This is a genomic window from Brevibacterium sp. SMBL_HHYL_HB1, from assembly GCF_018208375.1.
GTDB classification, from domain to species: domain Bacteria; phylum Actinomycetota; class Actinomycetes; order Actinomycetales; family Brevibacteriaceae; genus Brevibacterium; species Brevibacterium intestinavium.
In genome coordinates, this window is sequence record NZ_CP062936.1 from 3,495,250 (window position 1) to 3,516,003 (window position 20,754).

Genomic DNA, 20,754 nt, shown 5'->3' on the forward strand with positions numbered 1-20,754 from the left:
GCCTGCATGACCCTCGCCGAGGCGGCCGGTCCCGCCCACGCGCACCTCCGCGGAAGCGGCGGGACCGGCGGGGCCGTCCATCGAACGCACCGGTCACCAACCGGGCGCGCCGCCCCCGGACATCGTTCTCGACTCCTCCGGAGCCTCGGCGCTGATCTGAGACAGGGACTGCTCGAGCGAGGACACCGCCGCCTGGGTGTCCTCGTCGCCGGCTGCCGCCGCATTCTCAGCAATCTTCTCGATCAGCGAATTCGCCGAACCGTCCTCGACGAGTTCCGAATAGAGCTCGGCGTAGGCGTCCTCATAGAGCTGGTGGAAATCATCGTTGTCCAGGAAGCGCTCCTTGAGCACGCCGCTGCCACGTGATCCTCCGCCTCCGCCCTCGTCACCGGAAGGTCCTCCACCGGGTGTCCCACCAGGGCCATCGTCCTGTCCTCCGGGACCGCCCTGCTGCTGTCCGCCGAGACCACCCTGCTGTCCGTCGGCGGGGCCTCCTGCGGGCATGTTCGCATTCGCGTCTTCACCGGCCGGCGCGGTCCGGGCGGAGTCGGCATCTCCGGCGGCCCCGTCGGCGCTTTCCTCATCGGCTTGTCCCCCTGGGACGGCGCCGCCTCCCATTCCGGACAGCGCCATATTGAGGTCCCAGGACAGCACGGTGAACTTCTCCTCATCCGTGTCGTACCAGAGGTAGTAGTTGTTCCCCGGCCCGTCCATGGCATCGGCGTTGGACAGCAGCTCCTGAGTGGCGAGGTATTCGGCAAACGATTCGACATCGACATGGTCATCGAGTTCCTCGGCGAATTCCTCGTCGTCGGAGTTGTTGACGAAGTCGAGCAGATTCATCACCGGCTGCAGGTCGTAGGATCCTTCGGCGTTGATCTGCTTGAATGAGTCCTCGTAGTCCGTGGGATCCTCGCCGAGGTAGTCGAACGAACCGTCCGCACGGCCTTTGTAGAGCACACCGTTTCCGTAGGCGTCAGCCCATTGGGCGTCGGGGGCGTCGAGGACGAGTCGCGCGGCCGAGTCACCGCCGTTGACGCTGACCGAGGTGAACGAATAGTCCTGAGTGGTCTGTCCCGATTCGGCCGTCAGGCTCAGAGCCAGCGCCTCGTTGAGTGCGGTGTCCGAGCCCGAGGCCGCCGGGCGGAGCGCGATCTCGATATGCCCCTGATATGCGCGTCCCTCCTCGTACTCATCGAAGCTGATCAGCCACGGCAGCTCCTGGGGACTGTCCGCCGAGAGCTGGACCATGCCTCCTCCGCCGCCCGGCATGCCTTCACCACCTGCGGCGTCACCGCCGTCCTGCAGCGATCTCAGCGTCGAATTGCCTTTGAGCCGCATTCCGACGTCCTCGATGAGGGTGCCGTCGATCGTCAGGTCCGCCTTGATGTAGTCCTTGTCTCCTTCGTCCTGGAACGTGGCCATCATGTCCTCGTACTCGGCTTCGTCGTAGGAGATCTCGATGCTGTGGCTCTTTCCGTCGAAGAGGTCTCCCTGGCCGGCGATGTCGTCGGTGACCGTGTCCTCGGACACGAGTTGAGAGGTGATGTAGGGCTTGACCGTGTAGCCGCCGAAGACGAGGACGACTGCGATGAACCCTGCGGCGACGGCCGCGACGCTCTTCCAGTAGTGCCGCAGTCTCACCGGGATCCGATGTCGGAACGGGATTCTCCGCTTCGCCTTCGCCTCCTCCGAGGGCTGCTCCTCCGGGGCCTGATCATCATTCGAGGGCCGATAGCCGCTCGGCTGCTCCTCGGGACCCGGGTCTCGGTGCTGCTCGGTCATCTCACATGTCCGTCTGGTCGTAGCCGGTCAGCACCGTCGCCTTCTGTCCGGCGTTGACTGCGCGCAGTTCGTTGATCAGTTCATTGGGCTTGACGCCCTTCTGCAGCTTCGCGGTGTAGCTGTACTCGATGAGTGATCCGCCGCGGATGCTCTCGGTGCTGATGAGTTCGTATTCGTCGGTCGAGGAGATGAGGATGTCGTCGATGCGCGGAGTGAAGTCGTCCCCGTCCGCGGGAACCTGGACCTTGACGACCTGACGCTGGACGTTGAGGGCGAAGAAGTTGAATCGGTACATCATGTAGATGACCGCGCAGATGAAGATCGTGGCGATGACGGCGAGGGTGTAGAAGCGGGTGCCGCAGGCCATGCCGATGCCCATGACGAGGAAGATGAAGCCGACGTCTCGGGTCTCCTTGATCGCATTCCGGAATCTCACCACGGAAAGGGCACCCACCAGGGCGAACGCCCGGGCGATGTTCGAGCCCACGATGAGCATGATGAGTGCGATGAGCATGCCGAGGATGATGAGAGTCTGCACGTAGCTCTGGCTGTAGCTGACGTTCTGGTGGGTTGCCCGGTAGACCCAGGCGACGACGAGGCTGCACGCGAAGGCGAGCAGGAGTGAGAGCAGCACGTCCATGACACTGAACGTGCCGGAGAGGTCGGTGAAGCTGAAGTCCAAATTCATCTGTCGGTGGTTCCTTTTCTTCTCTGCTGTGATTTGGGGGATGTGGTCGGTCGGCGGCGACGTGAGAGCGACCGCCTCCGAGGACCGCGAGTGACCGGCGCCGCGGAGACCGCGAACGTCCGGCGCCGAGGAGACCGCGAGCGGCCGATCAGGCGGGCAGGGTCTGCTGATCCTCGGGGACGTGGAAGACCGATCGCGGTGCGAGTCCGTGGGCTTCGACGCTTTGGCAGTACTTCGAGATCCGCTGGATCTGGAGTCCGTACCTGGCGGCCATATCGGTGACCCAATAGGGCGTGCGTTCGTTGACCTTGACCTCCATGACGGCGAAGTCGGGCCTGATGATGTACCGGTTCTCGGTCTCGGCCCGCAGGTCGAAGTCACGGTCGCGCCCTCGCACACGATGGTCGAGGGTCACTCGAAGACCGAGGTCGGTGTCTTGACCCACATAGGGCTCGCGTCGATATCCGGTCATCGCGATCGGCCGCAGATCGAGCCGGATGATGAGGTCGAGCACCTCGTCGACGAAAGGCTGGTCAGCGGCTGCGACGTCGATGCGTTCGCGTCGGTCGCACAGCGCCAGGGCCCGCTCGTAGGGGAGGATGACGCGGCGCTTCTGCGTGACTCGATTGACCCGCTGCTTGATTTCGACGGACACGGGACTGTTCTCATCCGCGGCCTCGCCTGTCTCGCCGTAGCGGCGGATGCGCAGTTTGCGGCGGAACTTCAGCCCCTCGATCTTCTCGAAGTAGAAGCGCAGACGGGACGTGTCGTAGTAGACGCTCCAGACGCCGTAGCCGCGCGGGCCGGCATAGGCGTCGCGCTCCATGCGCTCGTCGAGCTCGGCACGGATATCGCCGATCTGATCGGACGGCACGAGGTATTTGAGCTCGTAGCGGTTGAAGGCGTGAAGGCTGCTCGGCGAGCGCAGTCGATCGGCCGCAGCCCTCTGCCCGCCCTCGGTCCGGTCGTTCGGTCTGTCCTCCGGCTCCCCACTTCCTTCGCCGCCGTCGGTCTCGCCTGCTTCGAATCGCACGTGTTCGGGCCCCTTCTCATCGGCTGCGCGGTCGACCTCAATCTAGGCAGACAGCCGATGAACGGACTATGTCCACGCTGTGTCGCAGCTGTGGAAGCAGGCAGCTACGCCGCCCGGGGCCCAGGCGGCGCAGCCGGCCCCGCCCCGGGGCCCGAGCGGCGCAGCCGGCCCCGGCTCGCTCCGGGCACCTGAGCAGGACAGCCGGCCTCAGCGCAGCACGACGGTCCTCTTGCCCGAGAGGAACACGCGCCCGTCGCAGCGCCATTTCACGGCATTCGACAGGGCTTTGCATTCGGCGTCGCGACCGGCGGCGACGAGGTCCTCGGGCGTGAAGGCGTGGTCGACCTCGACGAGCTGCTGGGCGATGATCGGGCCCTCGTCGAGTTCGCTGTTGACGAAGTGAGCGGTCGCCCCGACGGTCTTCACTCCCCGCTCCCAGGCCTGGTGGTAGGGCTTGGCTCCCTTGAACGACGGGAGGAAGGAATGGTGGATGTTGATCGCTCTGCCGGTGAGTTCGCGGGCCAGTTCGTCGGAGAGGATCTGCATATAGCGGGCCAGGACGACGAGGTCGACTTCGAACCGGTCGATGAGTTCGAGCAGCTTCGCCTCCGCCTCCGGCTTCGCCTCCTTGGTCACCGGGATCCGGAAGAACGGGATGTGGTGCCATTCGACGAGCTCACGGTGATCGGGATGGTTCGACACCACCGCGGCGATCTCGATCGGCAGCTCCCCGATCTGGGCCCTGAACAGCAGATCGTTGAGGCAGTGCTCGAACTTCGAGACCATGATCAGCACTCGCCGCTTCTGCCCCTGCGGCCACAGCTGCCACTTCGCGTCGAACTCCGCAGCCAGCGATTCGAAGTCCTTCCGCAGGCCCTTGATGCCGTTGCCGGGCTCGTCGGAGACGCGGAAGTCGATGCGCAGGAACAGGCGCTGCGTGTACTGGTCGTCGAACTGCTTGAGTTCCTTGATGTCACCGCCGTGGGTCGTTGACGGCGAGTCCGCCGCGCGAGGTCTCCTTGTACTTCGACTTCATATCGGCTCCAGTCTGCCGCATGGTCTCGATCGCCTGATCGAGACTCACCCGGTGGTTGCCATCGCCGTGCATCGCCATCCCAGCAGGGCCAGTCGGCATCACGGTAGGGCCAGTCGGCATCACGGCGGGGCCTCAACGTCACACAGGGGCGGATCCACTTCGAAATCGCGGACGATTTCGAAGTGGATCCGCCCCTGGGAGACACGGCTCGAATGTGGGTGGCCGTGCGGTGTCGCCTACCTGCTCGACACGCGTCCGAACAGGTTCGCGATCGGTGCCATCAGCAGCGGTCTGGCCAAGAACCAGCCGGCGACGACCACGACCATGGCCACGATAAACCAGATCAGGCCGGCCCAGCCGACCACGTTCGTCCCGGCGAACATATAGCCGAGGTTCTGTCGCATTCCCGTGGCGAACACGAGGAAGACGTGAACGAGGATGAAGAACACGAAGAACAGCATCGTCGGGAAGTGCAGCGCCCGAGCCAAGGGCGCCGGGTAGATCTTGTTGAGCTTGGCGGCGTCCTTCGGCCACCACTCGCTCATCCGCACTCCCGTGATCGCAGCCACGGGGGCGGCGATGAACACGATGATGAAGTACATCAGCTGCTGCAGCGAGTTGTAGTTGACCCAGGCGTCTTCCATCGGCCACTCGAGGGTCATGTACTGCAGCATCGCCGACAGCGCGTTCGGGAACACCTCCCAGCTGGTGGGCACGATGCGCGCCCAGTGACCGGAGATGAAGAGCAGGACGACGAAGATCACACCATTGGCCAGCCACAGCACGTCGAGGCTGGTGTGCAGCCAGAGGTTGATGCTGACCTTCTTCCCGCCCTTCTTCGGGGTGTAGAACGCCGGCGGCTTCTGCTGGTGTCGCACCTGCAGACCCGATCGGATGATGAGCACCATGAAGAAGATGTTGAGGAAGTGCGTCCACCTCACCCAGCCCGGGAAGCCCGGGTCGACGAACTCGGGGATGTCGTATTCGCCCGGATAGCGTTCGAGGAACTCCGGCACACCCGGCAGGGTCGTCACACCGCGTGCGGCGAGGACGATGATCCCGGCCGCGACGATGAGTCCGCCCAGTCCCAGACCGACGAGCTTGGACCACTGTCCCAGCGACTTCGAACCGATCATGACCGGTTCCTTCTTCGCTGCCGGCTTCGCCGAGGCGGCCCCGGCCGAACCCGACGAGGCGGACTTCGCCGCCGGTGCGGGTTTCGCCGTCGGACTGTCGGCCGTCTTCGCCGCCGGCTTGGCCATCGGTTTGCGCTGGGCGGGCTGGTCCGCGGTCTTCGCGGCGGGTTTGCCCATCGGTTTGCGCTGGGCGGGCTGGTCCGCGGTCTTCGCGGCAGGTTTGCCCATGGGCTTGCGTTGGGCGGGTTTCCTCTCCGCCGCGTCGGACTTCTTCTCCGCACCTGCTGCCGCTCCGGTTCCGGCCGCAGCGGCACCTGCCGCCGCTCCGGCGCCGACACCGCCGATTCCTGCGCGTCGGCGCTGTGGCTTCTTCTGGCCCGAATCGGTGCCGGTGGGCTTCGCTTCGTCTGCGGGCTTGCCGGCTTCGGTCGATGCCGCCTGAGTCGAGGCGGCTTCGGACGGTGTCGTCTCGGCCTGTGCTGCCGCGGGCGCGGTCGCCTCTGCAACAGGCTCGGCCGTGCCTGCTGCCGGCTTGGCCGCACCCGCCGGTGCGAAGCCTTCCGGTGGCCAGGGGTCTCCCCCGGCGGTGCGCGGAAGTCCGCGACGCAGCGGGACATCGGAGAGTTCACCGGAGCCCGATCCGCTCGCAGCGGCCGCGGTCCCGGCAGCGCCGGCTCCTGCGGCGACTGCCGGAGCAGCCGCGGCGGCCACCGGAGCCGCAGACGCTCCCGCGGCCTTGACCCCGGCAGGAGCGTAGCCCTCCGGAGGCCAGGGGTCTCCGCCGGCCACACGCGGCAGACCTCGACGCAGCGGCACCTCGCTCGCAGCCGCAGAAGCGGCAGCGGACTCGGCGGCAGCGGGCTCGTCAGCGGCATCAGACTCCGCCGATTCGTCGTCATCAGAGCTCGCAGCGGCGGCACCGACGGCGGCTCCCGCCCCGGCGGTCGCCGCTGCGGCGACCGGAGCGACCGAGGACGAGTCCTCACCCGCGGCCTCGACTCCGGCCTCGGGCGAGGCGGCCTCGGACGCAGAGTCCGCGGCAGGCGCCGCAGAACCGCCAGTGGGCTTCACTCCGGCAGGAGCGAAGCCCTCCGGAGGCCAGGGCTCACCGCCGACCACGCGCGGCAGACCACGACGCAGCGGAACCTCGGCGTCGACGGACTCAGCGCCGTCAGCCTCGGCGTCGCCAGCCTCGGCGTCGGAATCGTCATCGGCGAACTCAGCGGAGTCGGTCGAGTCCTCGACCACGTCGGAAGCCTCAGCATCAGCCACGGTCTCCGTCGGCTCCTCGTCGACGACCTCGGCGGAGGAACCGGTTTCCAGTTCCTCCGCAAGCGGCGATGCGCCTTCGTCCAAGGCCTCGCCGATGGTGCCGGCCGGCGGCCAGGGGTCACCACCTTCGACCCGGGGCAGACCCGAGCGCAGTGAACCGGAATAGGTGGCCATATCAGGACTTGTTCTCGTTCAGGGACTCGATCGCCTGCGGAACGACCTTGAACAGGTCGCCCACGACGCCGAAGTCAGCGATATCGAAGATCGGGGCCTCGCCGTCCTTGTTGACCGCGACGATGGTCTTCGACGTCTGCATGCCGGCCTTGTGCTGGATCGCACCGGAAATGCCCAATGCCACATACAGCTGCGGAGACACGGAGACACCGGTCTGACCGACCTGATGCGACTGGGCGATGTAACCGGCATCGACGGCCGCACGCGAAGCACCGAGAGCGGCCCCGAGGACATCGGCGAACTCGCCGACGAGTTCGAAGGACTCCTCCGAACCGACGCCGCGACCACCGGAGACGACCTTCTGCGCACCACGCAGCTCGGGCCGCGAGGAGGTCTCGACGATGGCCTCGAACGAATCGATCGACGCCGCAGGCTTACCGGAATCGGTGACCTCGAGGGCCTGCACATTCGCCGACTGAGCCTCCGCCCGGGCCTCGATCGACCCGAGGCGCACCGTGACGACAGGCGCACCGAAGGTCGGAGCCGAGGAAGCGGTGTACCCGCCTCCGTAAACGGAGTGATTGACCACAATGCCCTCGGAATCGCGCTCGAGACCGATGGCGTCGACGGACACCGCCGAACCGCTGCGGACCGCGAAGCGACCGGCGATGTCCCGGCCGTCGAGGGTATTGGGCACGAGCACGGCATCGGGAGCGGTCAGTTCGGCGGCAGCGGCCACGGCATCGACGGCCGAGGTGCCGAGAGTGGCCTCGGCGACCTCGGCGGTCAGGGACGCTGTGGCACCGAGCTCGGCGGCAGCCTGACCCGCGGCATCGGCACCGCCGGAAGCGGCGAGCACGAGCGCGACGGGCGAACCGACCTCAGCCGCGCCGCCGAGCAGTTCGGCGGCCGGCTTCTCCAGCTGGCCTTCGGCATCGGCGGTGAGGACGACGAGAATGGAGTCCTGGGGGAAATCTGACATGACGACTCTCCTTAGGCCAGACGGTTCTTGGTGAGGTATTCGGCGAGTTCGACTCCGCCATTGCCTTCGTCGACGACCTTCTCGCCGGCTTCGCGCGGCGGCTTCTCGGCGACGGTGACCATGATCGAACGGGCCACGGACTGATCCTCGGCGTCGATGCCGAGATCGGACAGGGTGATGACCTCGAAGGGCTTCTTCTTCGCGGCCATGATGCCCTTGAAGTTCGGGAAGCGGGCCTCGGGCAGCGCCTCGGTGATCGAGATGACCGCCGGCAGCTCGGCCGACACCTGCTGCTGACCGCCCTCGATCGGACGGGTGCCCGAGACCTTGCCGTCGGCGATCTCCACCGTCGACAGACCCGTCACATGGGGGTAGTCGAGATGTTCGGCGAGCATCGCCGGGATCATGCCGCCATTGCCGTCGGTGGAGACGTTGCCGGCCACGACGAGATCGAATTCAGACCGGCGGAGAGCCGCGGCCAGCACCTCGGCGGTCAGACCCAGATCGGCACCGGCCAAAGACTCATCGGCGATGTGCACGGCATCGTCGGCACCCATGGCCAGACCCTTGCGGATCGTGGCCGTCGCGGTGTCGGGTGCCATCGAGATGACGGTCACCTCGGCCCCGCTGTCGGCATCCTTATGGGACAGCGCGACCTCGAGGGCACGCTCACCGATCTCATCGAGAACAGCTTCCGAGGCACCGCGATCGGCGAGCCCGGTTTCCAAGTTCAGCTTCCGGTCGCCGTAGGTATCCGGGACCTCTTTGACCAACACCGCGATCTTCAAGGATGACTCCTTAGTTTCGTGAAGCAGTTCCACCTGCAATGAGACTTCCGTCTCATAATCTACAGGTGGCTGATTTGTCTCCGTTAACCGGGTCCGTCCGAATCCGGCCATGTCTCCAGTCACCAATGGTACGTGGTATGTACCACAGACATCGTCGCTACTGTACGAACGATCGACAGAATTTGTCCAATGCTGGGCGTGCTCCCCGCGCCGAGGCGGGGCTCTAGAATGGAGGAAGACCGACCGATCCGCCCGGTGCCGACCGCTCCGGGGCGGACAGGACGCCGACATCAACGGTGAAGGAGCGCCCGTGGCATTCGATCTCGACGACATCGATCGCAGCATCATCGCCGCCCTCGTCGAGGATTCCCGCCTGAGCGTGCGCCAGCTGGCAGAACGCGTCCACATCTCGCGTTCGGCCGCGCACAAGCGCTTCACCGCCCTCGTCGAGTCCGGGGCGATCCGGAAATTCACCGCCGAGGTCGACCGCGAGGCCCTGGGCATGAGCGTGACCGCGGTCGTCGTGGTCAAGATCGACGAGCGGCCCTGGCCTCAGGTCCGCGAGGATCTGGCCGCACTGCCCTTCGTCGAGAAGGTGCAGGCCGTCAGCGGCGACATCGATGCGCTGGTGACGGTGAATGCCCCGGACAACACGGCCCTGTCGCAGGTGATCCTGCAGCGGATCCACGAGGTGCCGGGAGTCGTGTCCTCCCGCTCCCTGCTCATCCTCGACGAGGCGGAGGGTCACCGGCCCGGTGCCGGCTGAGCGGGCCCGGTGCCTGCTGGCCCCGGGTGCCCGGCCGGCTGAGCCGGACCGGCTTCAGTCCTTCTGGTAATCCTTGATCGCCTGCTCGGCCATATCGAGGCCGTATTCCGCGTCCGCGTAACCGGCGATCGTGGCCTTGCCGATGGGGTAGACGTGTCCGGCCTTGACGGCGGGGAGATCCTTGAACACCGCTGAGTCCAGCAGTGCCTCGGTGAGCTTGTCGTAGTCACCGCGCAGGTCCGAGTCGACGAAGATGACATCGGCATCGGACAGGCTCTTGTCGAGCACTTCGAGGGAGATCTGGGCTTCGGGCTCGGCCTTGCCGGACTTGTTGCCCTCCTGGTCGGCATTGCCGTACTTCTCCACCATGGCGTCCTCATCGGCCGACCAGTCGAAGCCGAGCGGGGTCAGAATCGTGCCGAGCATGTTCTCGCTGCCCCACAGATAGGCCGAGTTCTCCTCGAACGAGGACGCGACCCCGATCGTGGTGCCCTCGGTGACATCGGAGTACTGGTCGGCGAGTTCCTTCTGTCGGGCTTCGAACTCATCGTCGAGTTCGTCGAGCGCATCGGCCTTGTTCACCGCATCGGCGACTTCCCCGACGCGCTGCTTCCAATCCCCGCGCTCACCGCCGCGCAGAGTGAATTGGTAGACGGGGGCGATCTCCTCGAGCTGCTCGATCATCTCCGAGTCGTAGACGTTCGGCGACAGGATGAGGTCGGGCTCCGCCTCGGCGAGCTTCTCCAGATCGGGCTCCTGCTGGGCGGCGACGGGGATGTCGCCGAGCTCGTCGACCCATTCCTCGGGCACGGCCGGTTCCTGGTACGCCCCCTGGGCGACGGGCGGCGCATCGAGGTCCATGAGCGTTTCGGTCGCGGCGTAGTGCAGAGTGGCCACGGCCTCCGGGTTCGCGGGCACCTCGACCTCGGCACCGGTGGCATCGGTGACGGTGCGGGTCTCGGAAGAGCTGCTCGACGCCGCTTCTCCGGTCCCTCCTTGGCAACCGGCGAGGAGGGCGAGGCCGGCGGTTCCGGCGATGACGGCTGTGCTCAGACGTGTCAGTGACATGGATCTTCCTTGTTCGAATCTGGCGGGTTGAGTCCTCGAGGGGTGTTCGAGGGGGTCAGGAGCTGGTGGCGATGACGGCCGAGCGGAAGCGGCCGAAGCCCCACCCGATGTCTCTCACCTTGACCTCGGCGGCCCCGAGTCCGCGCAGAGTCGCGGTGAGCTCACCGCTGGTCAGCGTCGGGTTGCCGGTGGTGGCCAGGGTCGTGATGAGCTCCTCGGCCTGATGGTCATCGGCCTCGGCGTCGTCGGTGAAGGGCTCGACGATGACCAGGGTCCGACTCGCAGCGAGCATGCGATCCAGCAGCGAACCGATAGCGTCTCGGGAGCGTCCGGTCAGTCCGGCGATCACGAGCGTGCAGTCGACGCTCGGCCAGTCCTCGCCACCGGTCAGGGCCTGCGCTGCCGGGGTGTGGATCGTCCGCCCCGAATCCGGGGCTCGTCGCGTCAGGGCGGCGGCCGCCTCGGCGTCGACGTCGCCGGCCAGGGCGAGGCTCGCGGCCGTGGCCACGGGTTCGAGGTCGAGGATGGGGTCGAGGACGTACTGGAGGTGGTCGAGGCTGCGTCCGCGGTGGGCGGTGTCGAGCTCGGCGTCCGCGGCGCGCTGGTCATGCCAGGTGTCGGCCTCCGCCGTCGAGGCTCGTGAGGTGCGGGCGGCGAATCCGCCCTTGAGGACGTCGATGAGGTCGACGAGCGAGAAGAGGTCGAGCAGTGCCGGGCTGCTCAGATCGAGCCCGTCGGCGGCGCCTTCACCGGTGAGCACCGCTCCCGTGGGGGTGTTGCGGTAGTTCTGCCCCTCCCGGGTGAGGAGCCCGAGGGAGCACATGGCCGTCAGCACCGCTTGGGCGCGATCGGCTGCGATGCCGAGCTCGGCGGCGATCGCCTCGGCGGTGGACACCCCACCGGCGACGAGGTCGTTGATGCCGAGTGTCACGGCGGTCCGGGTGATGATCGGCGGCAGCAGTTCGGTCATCTCATGGACCTGGTGGAGGACGTCGAGAGTGCCCTCCGGTTCGGGCCGGTCCTCACTCGCGCCCGCGGCGGGAGCGCCCGCGGCGGGAGCGGCAGAATCCTCGGACGCGGGACCGGCGGCGTCCGAGGGCGGGGATGCGGCGACGGAGGCCTCGACCGGTGAGTCCGCACCGGCGGAGTCCTCGGCCGCACGGGTCTCGGCGGGAGTGGTCGGCATCTTCCGCCAGTAGCCGACGACCTCGACGTCCTCCTTGGGCAGGCCGAGGTCCCGGCGCAGGCAGCGGCGGATGGGAGCGATGGTCAGCGTTTCGCCTGCGCACCAGGCGAAGGTGCGGCCGGCCGGCAGGCTGAGGCTCTTCACGGCCTCGTACATCAGCCCCGACTCGCCCGGAGCGATGGAGCCGCGGACGAGCCAGTCGATCTCAACGTCGGCCTCGGTGGGGATGTCCTGGATGTCATCGGAGGTGGGGACCTCGACGATGATGTGGCCGCGGGTGCCCGCCGGCGCTTCCTCGAGCCACCGCCCGACGGCCGGCAGGGCGGTCTCGTCGGCGACGAGGAGGTGGAAGTCGATGCCTTCGGCCAGACCCGCGCAGGTCTTCGGCCCGGCGAAGCTGATGCGATCACCGATCGCGACGCCGAAGGCCCAGTCCGAGGCGAGGCCGGTCTCGTGGCGGACGACGTCGACGGTGAAGGAGGGCGATTCGGCATCGACGCTGCGGACGGTGTAGTCGCGGGCGCGGTTGAGCGCCTCCCGGTTCCATTGGAAGCGGAACTCCTGCTGCTCACCGATGTCGAGGGCTGTGCCGTCGGGCGGCGGGATGACGAGTTTCACGTGATCGTCGAAACCCTCGGAGCGGAACGCAGGCCGTGGCATCCCGTCGACCTCACCGGCGTTCAACTGATCGCCTGCCAGTGCCAGGCGTCGCATGTTCGGGGTGATGTCCGCGATGCCGGTGACTTCCACCTCTCGCAGGATGATCGGCAGCACCTGCAGGGGCCTGGAAGTCCGCGGCATATTGTCAGCTCCGAGGGTCTCTTGACGTATGAAACAGCGAGAAACAGAGAAGCAGGCCGACAACTTCAAGCAGGTGTGTCAACTGCCTTAAGCAAGATCGGTGTTCCCTATATCCCATAGGTGAGCCTAACCTGAGATTCGGGAGGGTGCAAGCGATCCGGTCCACCTCGACCCAATCCGCACCCGCGGCCTCAGTCGGTGGTCGCGGCCTCAACCTCCGTCCGCGGCGGAGTCAGCGGCCTCAGTCGGCGGCGAGCGTCTTCCGCACCGCGCGGATCGTCAGCTCGAGTGCGCGTCGGCGCCTCTCGGGCTCAGCCGAGTCCTCCGAGAGGCCGAAGAGGTGACCCGATCCGATGGTGAGGAAGACGTACATCGCAGCCCAGGTCACCGGAACCTCCTCCGTGATCGAACCATCGGCCTGACCTCGGGCGATGACCCACTCGAGGACGTCGTCATCGCTGCCGTCGGGGGCCGCCTCGGCGAAGGCGTCATCGGTGACGATCGGATCGTCGGCGAACATCAGCGTCAGGACCTCGGGGAGGGCGAACAGCCGCTCGCACATCCGCTCGACCGCCTCGAGGCCGGATCCCGCCTCCGGGCGGGCATCCAGGACGGCCCGACCGAACATGCGCGCGCCGAGGCGGGCCACCTCGGCGACGAGAGTCTCCCGATCCCCGAAATGCCGATAGAGCGTCGTCCGCCCGACGCCGATCGCGCTCGCGATCTCGAGCATCGAGGCCTGCGAATTCTCCGCCAAGGCCGACAGCGACTCCTTCAGCAGGCCCTCCCGCCCCAGCCTCCGCATTCCGGCAGCTTCGGTCACGTGCGAACCATCCCTTCATCAGCGAAAAAACAATCAGTGGAACACTCATGTACCAGTTTGGTACGATTGTATCCCAGCTTCGCAGAGTGAGGATCGCAATGAGCACGGACAACAGCAGCCCGGTCACCCCCTCGGGCCCCGCCGTCTTCAAGCTCGGCCGCACGGACATCATCGTCATCGGCTTCGTGTGCGTGGGCATCGGCGTCGCCCTCGGATTCCTCCTGCCCACGCTGGGCTCGCTGGCCGCGCGGTTCCCCATCCCCTTCGGCGATCCGATCGAGAAACTCAGCCGGTTCGACCAGCCCTGGGTCGTCGCCATCCGACCGATCATCGGCGCGGTGCTCGGACTCATCGCCGCCGCCGTCATCGCCGGTTCGAACACCCCGGTCCTCGTCTCCGACGACGAGATCGTCATCGGAGACGAGAACGACCACCCGCTGCGCATCTCCCGCGCCTCCTTCTCCACCGCGTACTTCGCCGACGGCAAGCTCACGATCCTCACCGAGGGCGGCCATCAGGCCTACCGGGGCGCTGTCGAGGGCAGGAAGGACGCCGTCGCCGAGGCTTTCACCTCCCGCGGATACCGTTGGGGCGAGATCTGAGACCGGTCGAGGACACCGCCCCACAGCCCGGCCAAACGTCCACCGGACCTGCCGGAACCGGCCTGTTCGTCCGCACTTGACGGCACGTTTGGCCACCCGTCCGCACCTGTCTCGAACCCATGGAATCGTGATCTGCCTCACGTCACCATGGGGTCATGACCATCGACGTTCCCACCACAGGCCGCTCACTGCCCCAGCTGCAGCCGATCAGCTTCATCGGCGCGGATGGCCGGCTCACCGACACTCCGACGGCAGGACTGCGGATGCCCAGCGACCGCACCCTGACCGGTCTCTACCGGCAGATGGTCCTGGTCCGACGGTTCGAAGCCCAGGTCACGCACCTGACCCGGCAGGGGCGGCTCGCGACCTATCCCTCGGCCGCCGGTCAGGAGGCCGCCGAGGTGGGGGCCACGACCGCGCTGTCGCCCAGCGATTGGCTCTTCCCCACCTACCGTGATTCAGCGGCGCTGCTGACCCGCGGTGTGCCCGTGGCCGAGATCCTCGCGGCCTTCCGCGGCGATTGGCACTGCGGCTTCGACCCGCACGAATACCACACCTCACCGGCAGCGACGCCTCTTGCCACGCAGACGCTGCACGCCACGGGATTCGCCATGGCGATGAAGCTGAAGGCAGCGGACGCGGCGACTCTGACCTTCCTCGGCGACGGTGCCAGCAGCGAGGGCGACACCCACGAGGCGTTCAACTTCGCCTCCGTGTGGCAGACGCCGACGGTCTTCGTGATCCAGAACAACCAGTACGCGATCTCGACCCCGCTGCGGGAGCAGACGAATGCGACCATGCTCGCCGACAGGGCCGCCGGCTACGGAATGCCGGGCCTGCGGGTCGACGGCAATGACATCGCGGCCGTGTTCGCCGCCGTCACCGCCGCCCTCGAACGCGGCCGGAACGGGGACGGTCCGACGCTCATCGAGTGCCTGACCTACCGGATGGAATCGCATACGAACTCCGACGACCCGACGAAGTACCGCGACGCCGAGGAGGTCGAGCACTGGAAGCAGTTCGATCCCATCGACAGGGTCGAGAAGTACCTGCGTTCGACCGGGGCGCTCGACGATGCCGGCGCCGAGGAGGTCAGCGCGGCCGCAGAGGCCCTGGCCGAGTCCGTGCGCGAGGCCATGAACCGCGAGGCCGAGATCGACCCGCGCGAACTCTTCGCCCATGTGTACGCCCAGCCGCGTCCCGATCTGGCCGAGCAGCAGCTGGTCCTCGAGGCCGAACTGGCAGCGGCAGGTCAGGCATGAGCATCGGAACCGACACGAGCACCCCGTCGGACACCGCCTCGGCGACTCAGGAGACTCAGCAGACGAGCCCGGCCGCGGAATCGGTGACGATGACGAAGGCGCTCAACCGGGCACTGCGCGACAGCTTGGCCGACGACGAGAACGTGCTCGTCTTCGGTGAGGACGTCGGCCGCCTCGGCGGGGTCTTCCGCGTCACCGAAGGGCTGCGGGCCGAATTCGGGTCGAATCGGGTCTGGGATTCGCCGCTGGCCGAGTCCGGGATCGTCGGCACCGCCATCGGCATGGCGATGAACGGGATGCGCCCGGTCGTCGAGATGCAGTTCGACGCCTACGCCTACCCCGCGTTCGAGCAGATCGTGTCGCATGTGGCGAAGATGCGCAACCGGACGAAAGGCCACGTCAGCCTGCCGATCACGATCCGGATCCCCTATGCCGGCGATATCGGCGGCGTCGAGCACCACTCGGATTCGTCCGAGGCCTACTGGACCTCGACTCCGGGTCTGACGGTCGTCACCCCGTCGAATCCGGCCGATGCGTATTCGCTGCTGCGCGAGTCGATCGGCTCCGATGACCCAGTGGTGTTCATGGAGCCGAAGTCGCGCTACTGGATGAAGGAGACCGTAAGCCTGCCGGTGGCCACGGCGCCGATGAATCGTGCGCAGGTCATCCGGGAGGGCACCGACGTCACCCTGCTCGCGTACGGTCCGACCGTGCGCACGGCGTTGGATTCGGCCGAGGCCGGTGCCGAGCACGGGCTGTCCGTCGAGGTCATCGACCTGCGCACCCTCTCACCCTTCGATGATGAGACGGTGTCCGCCTCGGTGCGCAAGACCTCGCGAGCGGCGATCATCCACGAGGCCGCCCGGTTCGGCGGCTACGGCGCCGAGGTGGTCGCCCGCCTGACCGAACGCAACTTCACTCACCTGTCGGCCCCGATCCTGCGGATCACCGGGTTCGACGTGCCCTATCCGTCCCCGAAGCTCGAGGAGTACTACTTGCCCACCGTCGAACGCGTGCTCGATGCGCTCGAGTCCTGGGATTGGGAGCTGTGATGAGTGCGGATCTGGGCACCGGCACGCGCGGGACCGGCGGACGCGGTGCCGGCACGCGCGAGTTCATCCTCCCCGACCTCGGCGAAGGGCTCACCGAGGCCGAGCTGATCTCGTGGAAGGTCGCCGTCGGCGATACGGTCCACGTCGATCAGATGGTCGTCGAGGTCGAGTCCGCGAAGTCCGTCGTCGAACTGCCCTGCCCCTACGCCGGGCGCATCGTCAGCCTCCATGCCGCCGCCGGTGACACCGTCACCGCTGGTCAGGCCCTGCTCTCCGTCGCCGAAGCCGGAGCTGGGGGTGCAGGACAGGCGGACGCTGGTGTTGCGGAAGCGCCTGCTGGCGCTGCGGCAGGGCCCGCTCAGTCGGGCGCGATGGCGTCCGGCGACGAGCCCGAATCCGGCGGTGCGAACCTCATCGGCTACGGCGCCTCGGAGCCGAAGACGCGGTCGTCGAAGGAGCGCTCGTTCGGTCAGAAGACGGCCGCCGCGGCGGTCGGGGAGCCGGCGAACGGGACAGCGGGCGCGCCGGCTTCGGCGGCCGAGGAGCCCGCACCGACCGCAACCGTGCCCGCCCCGACTTCCGGCCGGCAGGTCTCCCCCGTGTCGTCACCGCTCGTGCGCAAACTCGCGAAGGACCACGGGATCAGCGCCAAGCATCTGCCCGGCAGCGGAGCTGGCGGGGTCGTCACCAGGGCCGATGTGCTCGCCGCGATCGAATCCGAGGCGACCGTGGACCGGCGCGTCCCCGCGGGGACGTCAGCGGATCGCGACACGCGCACCCCGATCACGGGGCTGCGGAAGGTCGTCTCCGAACGCCTGTCGAAATCGCGGCAGGAGATCCCCGAGGCCACCATCTGGCTCGACGTCGACGCCACCGAGCTGCTGGCCACGAAGCGCACCCTCGAGGAGCGCACCGGCGAGAAGTATTCGCTGCTGTCCCTCGTCGCCCGGTTCGTCATCGCCGGGCTGAAGAAGTTCCCGATCCTCAACTCCTCGATCGACACGGCCGCCGGTGAGATCGTCACCCACGGTGACATCAACCTCGGCCTGGCCGCGCAGACGCCGCGAGGTCTCATGGTTCCCGTGATCCATGGAGCCGACCGGATGAGTCTGCGCCAACTGCGCGACTCCGTGGTCGAGACCGTGGGCAGGGCCGACACCGGCCGGTTCGATCCGGCAGAGCTGGCGGGAGGCACGTTCACGCTGAACAACTACGGAGTCTTCGGCGTCGACGGATCCGCGCCGATCATCAACCTGCCCGAGGTCGCGATGCTCGGCCTGGGACGGATCAAGGAGCGCCCATGGGTCGTCGACGGCGAGCTCACCGTCCGCAAGGTCATGTACTTGAGCTTCGTCTTCGACCATCGCGCCTGCGACGGCGCCGAGCCGAGCGAGTTCCTCACCTTCGTCGCCGACTGCATCGAGAACCCCGTCTCGCTGCTGCCGGAAGTGTGAGCGAGCCGCCCCGAAGCAGGCTGGTCGGCACGTTCAAGACCTCGTCGAACTGACGACCCGGCGAACTGCGGGCGTGCCGGCGGCGATGTCGAAGCCACAGGCGGCCGTCGTTCAAGCGGTGGAGCATCTGTCGAAAGGTGCGCGACTCGACATCTGCGCGGAGCCTTGAGCGACGCTGCGACCCGCCCGTCGAGCTGCGCGGCGGCTTGAATGACGCCGTGCTGCACCCGCCGGGCGGCGCCTCACCCGTCGAGGAGGGCGGCCGCGTACATCGGGCGGGCGGCGTCGGCGCTCGGCGGGTGGAACAGACCGGCCGCGGCATCGCGATAGAGCCGCGAGAGCTCGTGCTTGTTGCCGAAACCGCTGCCGCTGGTGCACATGAGCGCGGTCTCCGCATTGCGGCGAGCCGCCTCGGCGGCCTTGATCCTCGCTCCCACCAACCGCAGGGGCCACCCGGCACCGTGGTCGACGAGCTCATCGAAGTCGCGCGAGTACGCATCGATCATCGCGGTCACGGGCATGAAGTCGAGGTGGGCGTCGGCCAGCCGCGCCCTCGCCTCGGGCACCTCGGCGAAGCTGGTGCCGGACTTCGCGGACTTCCGTTTGTGCAGTCCGGCGGCTCCGAGCTCGAGGGCACGGGCGGCGAGGCCCGCGTAGACGGCGGCGATGAGCAGCTGGAAGTTGCTGGTGATGGCGAAGGTGAGCAGATCGGGGTGCTTGCCGGCGGGGATGACGCGCGAGACCCGCTCGGGCCGCATCACCACGCCGTCGAGGACGGTCGCCCGTGACTGCGAAGCGCGCATGCCCAGCACGTCCCACTCATCGGAGACGGTGATGCCCGGGGCGTCGCGGTCGATGAACCCGTAGACGAGTTCGCCCTCGGCCGGTTCATCGGCATCCGGGCCGGCGATGCCGTCGTCATCGGACTGCACGGCACCGTGGACGATCAGCCGGGTCCACACCGGGGACAGGGAGGTGAAGATCTTGACCCCGGTGAGTTCGAATCCCCCGTCGGCGGTGGGCACGGCCTCGGTGTTCGAGCCCTGCAGCACCCAGTCATTGGACGGCTCCGAGATGCCGAAGGCGAAGATCTCACCGGCCATGACCTCGTCGAAGACCCAGTTGAGCGAGTCGTCGCCCCGGTCATTCATGGCCTTGACGACACCCGTGCACATGAGATGCATATTGATCGCCAGGGCCGTGGCCGGGGCCGCGGAGGCCAGACGCTGCTGCAGTCGTGAGACCTCGAACAGGCTCAGGCCCGGCCCGCCGTGGGATTCGGGGACGAACAGTGTGAGATACCCCAGCGCCTTGAGCTCTTCGAGGTCCTCGTCGAAGAATCGGTTCTCACGGTCATAGACATCGGCGCGGGTCCGGAAGCGATCACACATCTCGGTGGGAAGGTACTTCTCAGCCAGCTCGTTCAGCCGGGTCTCACGGTCGGTCATGACTCTCCTTCACTGCAGGGTTGAGATCGCGATGTCGAGATCGCAGGGGTGCGTGGGCTCAGCGCCTCGGCCGCGCATCAGCGGCTCGGCCGTCGCAGAACGAGGGCGCCGTTGTGCCCGCCGAAGCCGAAGGACGTCGACAGCACGGTGTCGATCGGCCGCTCGTGCCCGGTTTCGCGGGCAGTGCCGGCCCGCTCCGGTGCCGGGGCAGTGCCGGCGAGCCTGCGGGCGTGATCGGTGACGATGTCCCAGCCGTCGAACTCCGGATCGCCGAGGTTGATCGTCGGCGGCAGCGTCTGATCCCGCATCGTCAGGCTCGCGATGATCGCCTCGACCACGCCCGAAGCGCCGAGGAGGTGCCCGGTGGCCGACTTCGTCGCACTGATCGGGATCGTCCGGGCCGCTGTCCCCAGGCAGGCGTCGAAGGCCGCGAGCTCGGCGGCGTCACCGGCAGGGGTGCCCGTCGCGTGGGCGTTGATGTGATCGATGTCGGCCGGTCCGAGGCCCGCATCGGCGAGTGCTTCGCGCACCGCCGCTGCCGCCCCACGGCCGTCCGGATGCGGGTTCGTCGGATGGTGGGCGTCGCTGGCGGCGCCGAAGCCCGCCAGTTCGACCAGCGGCTCGGCACCGCGGGCGGCGGCTCCGGGCTCGGATTCGAGCAGGAGCGCCGCGGCGCCCTGGCTCATGACGAATCCGGAGCGAGACCGGTCGAAGGGGCGGCTTGCGGCGCTCGGATCGTCTTCGAAACCGGCGGCGAGCGCGCGCATGTTCGCGTTCGAGGCGAGGTTGACCGCGTTGACGCAGTCCTCCATCCCGACGACGAGCACGGCATCGGCGTAGCCGTGGCGGATCCGGCGCAGACCCTCGCCGAGGCCGATCGCCCCGGACGCGCAGGTCGCCGACACTCCTTGGGCGGGACCGCGGAAGTCCCAGCGCTGGCTGAGCAGGGCGGCCGCGGAATCGGGGGCACCGTGGATGGACAGGGTCAGCGGCACCGAGCGCGGCCCGTCGGTGAGCAGGGATCGGGTCGCTGACTGCATGGCGTCGACCGGTCCGGACCCGGTGGCGGCGATGACGCCGACGCGGTCGCGCTCCCACGGCAGCGCATCGGCTCCGGAATCGCGGGTCCCGGGCTCGCGGGTCCCGATTCCGGCCTGGACGAGAGCCTGGTCAGCGACGGCGATGGCCCAGTGCTGGACCGGGCTGAGACGGCGGGCGAGCGCCCGCGGCAGGACGGATTCGGCGTCGAAGCCTCGCACCTGACCGCCGATGCGCACGGCCAGATCCGCGAATTCCTCGCCCGAGAGCACATCGATGCCGCTGCGCCCGGATCGCACGGCCTCCCACAGGGTCTCGGGATCGAGTCCGTTCGGGGTGATGGCCCCCATCCCGGTGATG

16 protein-coding genes and 2 pseudogenes are annotated in these 20,754 nt (G+C 67.6%); 5 read left to right on the forward strand and 13 right to left on the reverse strand.

Going from position 1 to position 20,754, the window contains the following annotated elements; translation table 11 throughout:
• Nucleotides 1-93: 93 nt before the first annotated feature.
• The 8 genes and pseudogenes from IG171_RS16040 to IG171_RS16075 form a co-directional block, all read right to left on the reverse strand.
• On the reverse strand, nt 94-1,785 hold the full coding sequence (locus IG171_RS16040; RefSeq protein ID WP_212128353.1) for a CotH kinase family protein: 1,692 nt from the start codon (nt 1,783-1,785) through the stop codon (nt 94-96).
• Nucleotide 1,786: 1 nt separating this feature from the next.
• Nucleotides 1,787-2,473, reverse strand: coding sequence for a DUF4956 domain-containing protein (locus tag IG171_RS16045; protein WP_212128354.1), 687 nt, complete (start codon nt 2,471-2,473; stop codon nt 1,787-1,789).
• A 148-nt stretch (nt 2,474-2,621) separates the two neighbouring features.
• Nucleotides 2,622-3,506 carry a polyphosphate polymerase domain-containing protein gene (locus IG171_RS16050; protein WP_212128355.1) on the reverse strand — a complete coding sequence of 295 codons (885 nt, stop codon included), beginning with the start codon at nt 3,504-3,506 and terminating at the stop codon, nt 2,622-2,624.
• Nucleotides 3,507-3,713: 207 nt separating this feature from the next.
• Nucleotides 3,714-4,490, reverse strand: a pseudogene (gene purU / locus IG171_RS16055) (formyltetrahydrofolate deformylase); the annotation flags it as partial.
• Nucleotides 4,480-4,626 (reverse strand): annotated as a pseudogene (locus IG171_RS16060) (L-serine ammonia-lyase, iron-sulfur-dependent, subunit alpha); the annotation flags it as partial. The pseudogenes purU and IG171_RS16060, both read right to left, overlap by 11 nt.
• Before the next feature lie 152 nt (nt 4,627-4,778).
• The gene (locus tag IG171_RS16065) at nt 4,779-7,124 is read right to left on the reverse strand and encodes a cytochrome b/b6 domain-containing protein (RefSeq protein ID WP_212128356.1); all 2,346 of its coding nucleotides are present in this window, start codon (nt 7,122-7,124) and stop codon (nt 4,779-4,781) included.
• 1 nt (nt 7,125) lies between these two features.
• A complete protein-coding gene (locus IG171_RS16070) occupies nt 7,126-8,106 on the reverse strand; it encodes an electron transfer flavoprotein subunit alpha/FixB family protein (RefSeq protein WP_212128357.1) in 981 nt (326 codons plus the stop codon).
• An 11-nt stretch (nt 8,107-8,117) separates the two neighbouring features.
• Complete coding sequence (locus tag IG171_RS16075; protein WP_212128358.1) at nt 8,118-8,894, reverse strand: electron transfer flavoprotein subunit beta/FixA family protein; 777 nt, start codon at nt 8,892-8,894, stop codon at nt 8,118-8,120.
• Nucleotides 8,895-9,204: 310 nt separating this feature from the next.
• On the opposite strand from IG171_RS16075, the gene IG171_RS16080 reads away from it, so the two are divergent.
• Nucleotides 9,205-9,660: an Lrp/AsnC family transcriptional regulator gene (locus IG171_RS16080; RefSeq protein ID WP_096177587.1), complete on the forward strand. Its 456-nt coding sequence runs from the start codon at nt 9,205-9,207 to the stop codon at nt 9,658-9,660.
• A gap of 54 nt (nt 9,661-9,714) precedes the next feature.
• Here the strand turns inward: IG171_RS16080 and IG171_RS16085 are convergent, their stop codons facing one another.
• The 3 genes from IG171_RS16085 to IG171_RS16095 form a co-directional block, all read right to left on the reverse strand.
• A complete protein-coding gene (locus IG171_RS16085; RefSeq protein ID WP_212128359.1) occupies nt 9,715-10,728 on the reverse strand; it encodes an ABC transporter substrate-binding protein in 1,014 nt (337 codons plus the stop codon).
• 55 nt (nt 10,729-10,783) lie between these two features.
• Complete coding sequence (locus IG171_RS16090; RefSeq protein WP_212128360.1) at nt 10,784-12,715, reverse strand: siderophore-interacting protein; 1,932 nt, start codon at nt 12,713-12,715, stop codon at nt 10,784-10,786.
• 241 nt (nt 12,716-12,956) lie between these two features.
• The gene (locus tag IG171_RS16095) at nt 12,957-13,538 is read right to left on the reverse strand and encodes a TetR/AcrR family transcriptional regulator (protein ID WP_249203751.1); all 582 of its coding nucleotides are present in this window, start codon (nt 13,536-13,538) and stop codon (nt 12,957-12,959) included.
• Nucleotides 13,539-13,636: 98 nt separating this feature from the next.
• On the opposite strand from IG171_RS16095, the gene IG171_RS16100 reads away from it, so the two are divergent.
• The 4 genes from IG171_RS16100 (at nt 13,637) to IG171_RS16115 (ending at nt 17,908) form a co-directional block, all read left to right on the forward strand.
• Nucleotides 13,637-14,140, forward strand: a complete 504-nt coding sequence (locus IG171_RS16100; RefSeq protein WP_212128361.1) for a hypothetical protein — start codon at nt 13,637-13,639, stop codon at nt 14,138-14,140.
• A 155-nt stretch (nt 14,141-14,295) separates the two neighbouring features.
• Nucleotides 14,296-15,402 carry a pyruvate dehydrogenase (acetyl-transferring) E1 component subunit alpha gene (gene pdhA, locus IG171_RS16105; protein WP_212128362.1) on the forward strand — a complete coding sequence of 369 codons (1,107 nt, stop codon included), beginning with the start codon at nt 14,296-14,298 and terminating at the stop codon, nt 15,400-15,402.
• An 89-nt stretch (nt 15,403-15,491) separates the two neighbouring features.
• Complete coding sequence (locus tag IG171_RS16110; RefSeq protein WP_249204360.1) at nt 15,492-16,454, forward strand: alpha-ketoacid dehydrogenase subunit beta; 963 nt, start codon at nt 15,492-15,494, stop codon at nt 16,452-16,454.
• Nucleotides 16,454-17,908, forward strand: a complete 1,455-nt coding sequence (locus tag IG171_RS16115; RefSeq protein WP_212128364.1) for a dihydrolipoamide acetyltransferase family protein — start codon at nt 16,454-16,456, stop codon at nt 17,906-17,908. Before IG171_RS16110 ends, IG171_RS16115 begins: the two co-directional genes overlap by 1 nt.
• Before the next feature lie 242 nt (nt 17,909-18,150).
• On the opposite strand, the gene IG171_RS16120 is transcribed toward IG171_RS16115, so the two are convergent.
• Both IG171_RS16120 and IG171_RS16125 read right to left on the reverse strand, forming a co-directional pair.
• Nucleotides 18,151-19,356: an acyl-CoA dehydrogenase family protein gene (locus tag IG171_RS16120; protein ID WP_212128365.1), complete on the reverse strand. Its 1,206-nt coding sequence runs from the start codon at nt 19,354-19,356 to the stop codon at nt 18,151-18,153.
• Nucleotides 19,357-19,433: 77 nt separating this feature from the next.
• Nucleotides 19,434-20,744 (reverse strand): beta-ketoacyl-[acyl-carrier-protein] synthase family protein, encoded by a 1,311-nt coding sequence (locus tag IG171_RS16125; protein WP_249204361.1) that lies wholly within the window; start codon nt 20,742-20,744, stop codon nt 19,434-19,436.
• Nucleotides 20,745-20,754 lie beyond the last annotated feature (10 nt).

Excerpts from the sequence above, each read along its gene's own strand:
- IG171_RS16040 (WP_212128353.1), bottom strand. The coding sequence starts at position 1,785 with ATGACCGAGCAGCACCGAGACCCGGGTCCCGAGGAGCAGCCGAGCGGC.
- IG171_RS16045 (WP_212128354.1), bottom strand. The coding sequence starts at position 2,473 with ATGAATTTGGACTTCAGCTTCACCGACCTCTCCGGCACGTTCAGTGTC.
- IG171_RS16065 (WP_212128356.1), bottom strand. The coding sequence starts at position 7,124 with ATGGCCACCTATTCCGGTTCACTGCGCTCGGGTCTGCCCCGGGTCGAA.
- IG171_RS16070 (WP_212128357.1), bottom strand. The coding sequence starts at position 8,106 with ATGTCAGATTTCCCCCAGGACTCCATTCTCGTCGTCCTCACCGCCGAT.
- IG171_RS16085 (WP_212128359.1), bottom strand. The coding sequence starts at position 10,728 with ATGTCACTGACACGTCTGAGCACAGCCGTCATCGCCGGAACCGCCGGC.
- IG171_RS16090 (WP_212128360.1), bottom strand. The coding sequence starts at position 12,715 with ATGCCGCGGACTTCCAGGCCCCTGCAGGTGCTGCCGATCATCCTGCGA.
- IG171_RS16100 (WP_212128361.1), top strand. The coding sequence starts at position 13,637 with ATGAGCACGGACAACAGCAGCCCGGTCACCCCCTCGGGCCCCGCCGTC.
- pdhA (WP_212128362.1), top strand. The coding sequence starts at position 14,296 with ATGACCATCGACGTTCCCACCACAGGCCGCTCACTGCCCCAGCTGCAG.
- IG171_RS16110 (WP_249204360.1), top strand. The coding sequence starts at position 15,492 with ATGACGAAGGCGCTCAACCGGGCACTGCGCGACAGCTTGGCCGACGAC.
- IG171_RS16115 (WP_212128364.1), top strand. The coding sequence starts at position 16,454 with ATGAGTGCGGATCTGGGCACCGGCACGCGCGGGACCGGCGGACGCGGT.
- IG171_RS16120 (WP_212128365.1), bottom strand. The coding sequence starts at position 19,356 with ATGACCGACCGTGAGACCCGGCTGAACGAGCTGGCTGAGAAGTACCTT.
- IG171_RS16125 (WP_249204361.1), bottom strand. The coding sequence starts at position 20,744 with ATGGGGGCCATCACCCCGAACGGACTCGATCCCGAGACCCTGTGGGAG.